Here is a 5,101-nt window from a genome sequence, read left to right on the forward strand (position 1 = left end):
TCTAACAATCCGTTTTCAAAAATCAACAAAATGATTTTTTCGAAGTCTTTCTGCTCCATTCCGTATGGCGGATCGGCAAAAATAATATCGTAACTGGCTTTGTTTTTTTCTAGGAATGCGAAAACATCACTTTTTATAGGCGTAATGTCAAAATCAAATTCTTTAGTTGTTTTTCGTATAAAATTTACACAACCCATATCACCATCTACGCTAGTAATGGGTTTACAACCACGTGAGGCAAACTCGTAACTTATACTTCCTGTTCCTGCAAATAAGTCAAGTACACGAAGTTCAGTAAAATTGAAATTATTATTTAAAATATTAAACAACGCTTCCTTACACATATCAGTCGTAGGGCGAACTGGCAAGTTTTTGGGTGGAGAAATTCGTCTTCCTTTGTATTTTCCTGATATTATTCGCACGCGTGTATTAGTATAAAGTTTTGTAAATAGTCTTGTTGTGAAATTTTACTTTCTAAATCATTATTCTCAAAAAATAAGGAAACATTTCTTATATATTTATATGCAATTTGATATGTCTCGCTTTCTTTTGTGATTTCTCCAAAGATTTTTAGTTGCAAAGTTTCTGGATTGAGTTGCAATTGTTCAACGGTAAATAATAAAAAATAAATAAAATCTTCTTTGGTTTTGTATTCAAAAGAGTTAAAAAGTATTAATTCTTGATTTTTAACTACAATAATCTGAAAATTATCGTTTTGGCAATGAATAAATACTTGTGGTTCTTCTTTATTTTTACTCAAATCCAATACTTTTTTTACAAGAATAGAATAGGAGTGTTTATAATCAAAACTTCCATAAATATCAATCAATGAATTGTTTATATTCACATAAGGAATGTAAACAGAATTCATATCATAGTTAGGTATTTTATCAAAAGTAATAAAATCTGTTTCAAAAACTTTAATGTTATATTGCAAATAACTTCCTAAATATTGCTCATCAAACAAAACATGTGGAACAAATGCTGAAAGATTATTGTTATGAAGAACCAATATAGAATCAAATTTTGATTGTAAAATGGGTGTTTTTTTTATAAAATTTATAATTTCCTCTTCTATATCAATAAAATTATTCGATTTTTTTATGGGATAATTACCAATAGTTTCAATTTTGTTAGACAAAGTATCCATTATGCAAAATGAAATTTCAGATAGTGAAATTTGCAACACTAACTTAATGTATTTTTTATCTAGAATTGTTGGTGATGAAATCTGCATTGCGTGAATCTCAGTTATATGGCAAATCTACAATTTTTTTTACTTTAATAAACAAACTAGAAAATTTTGATTAGAAGATTTACTTTTAAAAATTCAACCATAGATTCTCAGATTTTAAATTAGTGAATTCGTGGCAAAAAATCACAAAAATTGATGAATTACAAAAAAATCTGTGAATCAGTAGTAAAAAAGTAAACAAGTTAATTTTGATGTGTATATTTGAAATATAATATTTTACCAGAAATAAATGAGTGCTTCCTTGTTTTACAGTGTTTTACAAAAAAAATTTCCTTTTAAGCCCACCGTAAAACAAGATATTTTCTTTCAGCAAATTGCAGAATTTATTACAAACAGTAATAAAGACGAAATTTTTGTACTAAAAGGGTATGCAGGAACTGGAAAAACAACGGTGATTTCGACCATAGTAAATAACCTAATCGAAATTAATAAAAAGTATGTTTTACTTGCCCCAACTGGTCGTGCAGCAAAGGTAATTGCTAATTATTCGAACAAACCTGCATTTACCATTCATAAAAAAATATATTTTCCTAAAAAGACATCTGGCGGTGGCGTTTCATTTACTTTACAACCCAATAAGCATAAGAATACTATTTTTTTTATTGATGAATCATCGATGATTTCGGATGTGAATACCGAATCTAAATTATACGAAAACGGTTCCCTTTTAGATGATCTAATTTCCTATGTCTATTCGGGCGATAACTGCAAAATGATTCTATTAGGTGACACAGCTCAATTACCACCAGTTCAGTTAGATATATCTCCAGCATTAGATACAGATACTTTGAGTTTACATTATAATAAAGATGTGTATTCTATCGAATTTGATGAAGTCATGCGTCAAGAAGAAAACTCGGGAATTTTGTATAATGCTACTGAACTTAGAGAATTATTAAAAGATGTATTTTTCGATAGTTTCAAATTTAATCTCAAAGGATTTAAAGATATTGTTCGACTATCAGATGGTTACGATATTCAAGACGCCATCAATTCGGCTTATAGCAATTATAGTATCGAAGACACAGCATTTATAGTTCGTTCTAACAAGCGAGCCAATCAGTACAATCAACAAATTAGAACAAAAATTCTAGATAAAGAAAGCGAACTTTCTACAGGAGATTTCTTGATGGTTGTAAAAAATAATTACTTTTGGCTAAAGGATTCCGACCAAGCTGGTTTTATTGCCAATGGTGATATTATCGAAGTGTTGGATATTCGAAATATAAAAGAATTATATGGCTTCAAATTTGCTAATGTCAAGATACGAATGGTCGATTATCCAGACCAAAAACCATATGAAACCGTTTTATTATTAGATACCATTTCGAGCGAATCACCCTCATTATCCTATGAAGAATCAAATAGATTGTATCAAGAAGTGATGAAAGATTATGAAGGAGAAACGAAGTTTAAACAATTTCAAAAAGTAAAAGAAAATGAATATTTCAATGCCTTGCAAGTCAAATTCTCGTATGCCATAACGTGCCACAAATCGCAAGGAGGACAATGGAATACCGTATTTATCGAGCAGCCTTATTTACCAAACGGAATCGATAAAGATTATATTCGCTGGTTATATACCGCCATGACAAGAGCAAAAGATAAGTTATATTTGATAGGTTTTAAAGATGAAAATTTTGTAGAATAAATTAAGGCGTTACCACAAGGGTCGGGCTTTACGTTGCAATCTTTTTTTGGAAGAAAAATCCAAAAAAAGGATTTCCACTTCAATCCCTAACGCAAAAAGAGAGCATTTTGTCATTTCGACGAAGGAGAAATCTCATAAATTGAACAACTATTGAGATTCTTCGTTCCTCAGAATGACAAATCCCATTAATTTTAATAAAATTATGATAACAACAGAAACCATATTAAGTTTATTTTTAGGAATCGGACTAGCTGCATCAGCAGGTTTTAGAGTTTTTTTACCACTTTTTGCATTGAGTTTAGCATCACACTTTAATGTTATTCCACTCAACGAAAGTTGGGCTTGGGTAGGAGGTATTCCCGCTATGATTTCTTTAGGAATAGCCATGATTGCCGAGATTTTTGGGTATTATATTCCGTTTGTAGACAATCTTTTAGATACAATTGCCACACCATTAGCGGCAATTGCAGGAACGGCTGCCATGGCATCAACATTAGTAGATTTAGATCCTATGATGACTTGGGGATTAGCTATAATTGCAGGAGGAGGAACCGCAACTGCCATGCAAGGAATGACAACCATGACAAGGCTCGCTTCATCAGTAAAAACAGCAGGTTTAGGAAATCCTGTAGTTTCTACTGCGGAAACAGGAACTGCAATTACTTTGAGTTCACTGGCAATATTTTTACCAATTGTTGCTGTTGTAATAGTGGTTTTAATATTTTTATTGATATTTTGGTTGTATAAAAAATTCAGAAAATAAGTACTATGAGAAGTGTTTTTATAATGTTTATTTTTCAGATTTTATCATTCAATGCATACTCGCAAAATAGCAATGATATTCAAAGATTAATTTTTGAATTTGATAATTTTAAGCATGCAAGTACTAAATTTGAAATTGATTACCAAACAAATACACTTACCACTTTTATTTTAGGAAATAAAAGAAATGGGAAGAAAGAAGTTGTATTTAAAAAAGCATACCCATTTTTAAATAAACAAATTCTTCAATTTAATTCATTAATAATTAAAAATGTACCTAAGAAAGATATAGTAAAAGAAGAATCTGCCTTTGATGGAGGTGGTTTTAAAATTAATTTTATTAAAAAAAATGGAATTGTTTTAAAAATAAATACTCTACAACCATCTCGATATAAAGAAAAATTTAAAACAGAGTTTAAGTTAATAGATTCTTTTTTTGAATTTGCATATTCAATTGTTAAAGATACATAAGGTATTAAAGCATTAGATGAAAGTTATAGACCTTATCTTGTAGGATTGCCAATAAGAAAAGTGTCAGAATCTCCATTAGAATATAATATATGGGGAAGTATAAGTGGGAGTATAAATGGAGATGTTTTTATGAATAAAGGTTTTTCAACTTTTTTGAATAATTTGCCTACTGATAAATGTGTCATAATTAACTGTAATGATGAGTTAAGCTATGCTTTACAAAATGACATTTTGAGTTTGTATATTATTAAGAACTCCAATTTACATTTTTTAAATAATGGATATTTAAAATATACCCGAAAAGATCTTTTAAAAATTAAAAAAGAAATTAAAGATGCTGAGGATAGTAATAAAAAATTTAATTTAACTAGCGAAAATTCATATCATTATAATATGTATATGATTGATAGAATTGGATTTGACAATTGGCTTAAAAAAGATGAAATTATGCTAAATGAGTCAATTGATGATGTAAAAAAGAAATGTAAATAGTTAAAGATTAAAAAAACCTTTGAACCTTTGTCACTCAAAACCTTAGAACCTTAAAAGAAATGAAAATAATAGCCGTAATTCCCGCACGATACGCCTCAACACGATTTCCAGCCAAACTCATGCAAGATTTGGGCGGAAAAACAGTTATTTTACGAACGTATCAAGCAGCAGTTGAAACCCATTTGTTTGATGATGTTTTTGTAGTGACTGATTCTAATTTGATTTATAATGAAATTATTTCTAATGGTGGAAAAGCCATTATGAGTATCAAAGAACACGAATCGGGTAGCGACCGAATTGCAGAAGCCATCGAAAATCTTGAGGTGGATATTGTTGTCAATGTGCAAGGTGACGAACCTTTTATCAACAAAGAACCACTCGAAAAAGTGATTGAAGTGTTTAGAAATGATACCGAAAAAATAGTAGATTTGGCTTCTTTAATGAGAAATATTACTAACAAAAATGATATT

Annotated in this window: 7 protein-coding genes; 5 read left to right on the forward strand and 2 right to left on the reverse strand. The window is 29.6% G+C overall.

Going from position 1 to position 5,101, the window contains the following annotated elements; all coding sequences use genetic code 11:
* Together ACHZC3_RS03240 and ACHZC3_RS03245 are read right to left on the reverse strand one after the other, a co-directional pair.
* Positions 1 to 422, reverse strand: a 422-nt coding sequence (locus ACHZC3_RS03240; protein ID WP_394758442.1) for an RsmD family RNA methyltransferase, incomplete at its 3' end; no start/stop codon positions are given.
* Positions 413 to 1,237, reverse strand: a complete 825-nt coding sequence (locus tag ACHZC3_RS03245) for a DUF3822 family protein (protein ID WP_394758443.1) — start codon at positions 1,235 to 1,237, stop codon at positions 413 to 415. The genes ACHZC3_RS03240 and ACHZC3_RS03245, both read right to left, overlap by 10 nt.
* Positions 1,238 to 1,484: 247 nt before the next feature.
* Here ACHZC3_RS03245 and ACHZC3_RS03250 point away from each other — a divergent pair, with 247 nt between their 5' ends.
* The 5 genes from ACHZC3_RS03250 to ACHZC3_RS03270 all read left to right on the forward strand — a co-directional run.
* Positions 1,485 to 2,906, forward strand: coding sequence for an ATP-dependent RecD-like DNA helicase (locus ACHZC3_RS03250; protein ID WP_394758444.1), 1,422 nt, complete (start codon positions 1,485 to 1,487; stop codon positions 2,904 to 2,906).
* Between the two features lie 205 nt (positions 2,907 to 3,111).
* Positions 3,112 to 3,669: a DUF4126 domain-containing protein gene (locus ACHZC3_RS03255; protein WP_394758448.1), complete on the forward strand. Its 558-nt coding sequence runs from the start codon at positions 3,112 to 3,114 to the stop codon at positions 3,667 to 3,669.
* A gap of 5 nt (positions 3,670 to 3,674) precedes the next feature.
* A complete protein-coding gene (locus ACHZC3_RS03260) occupies positions 3,675 to 4,139 on the forward strand; it encodes a hypothetical protein (RefSeq protein WP_394758445.1) in 465 nt (154 codons plus the stop codon).
* Positions 4,140 to 4,199: 60 nt separating this feature from the next.
* On the forward strand, positions 4,200 to 4,631 hold the full coding sequence (locus ACHZC3_RS03265; protein ID WP_394758446.1) for a hypothetical protein: 432 nt from the start codon (positions 4,200 to 4,202) through the stop codon (positions 4,629 to 4,631).
* Between the two features lie 59 nt (positions 4,632 to 4,690).
* On the forward strand, positions 4,691 to 5,101 hold a 411-nt coding region (locus tag ACHZC3_RS03270), incomplete at its 3' end, for a cytidylyltransferase domain-containing protein (protein WP_394758447.1).

The organism is Flavobacterium sp. (assembly GCF_043720215.1).
Classification (GTDB): Bacteria; Bacteroidota; Bacteroidia; order Flavobacteriales; family Flavobacteriaceae; genus Flavobacterium.

Coding starts and splice junctions, on each gene's coding strand:
- ACHZC3_RS03245 (WP_394758443.1), bottom strand. CDS start 1,237: ATGCAGATTTCATCACCAACAATTCTAGATAAAAAATACATTAAGTTA.
- ACHZC3_RS03250 (WP_394758444.1), top strand. CDS start 1,485: ATGAGTGCTTCCTTGTTTTACAGTGTTTTACAAAAAAAATTTCCTTTT.
- ACHZC3_RS03260 (WP_394758445.1), top strand. CDS start 3,675: ATGAGAAGTGTTTTTATAATGTTTATTTTTCAGATTTTATCATTCAAT.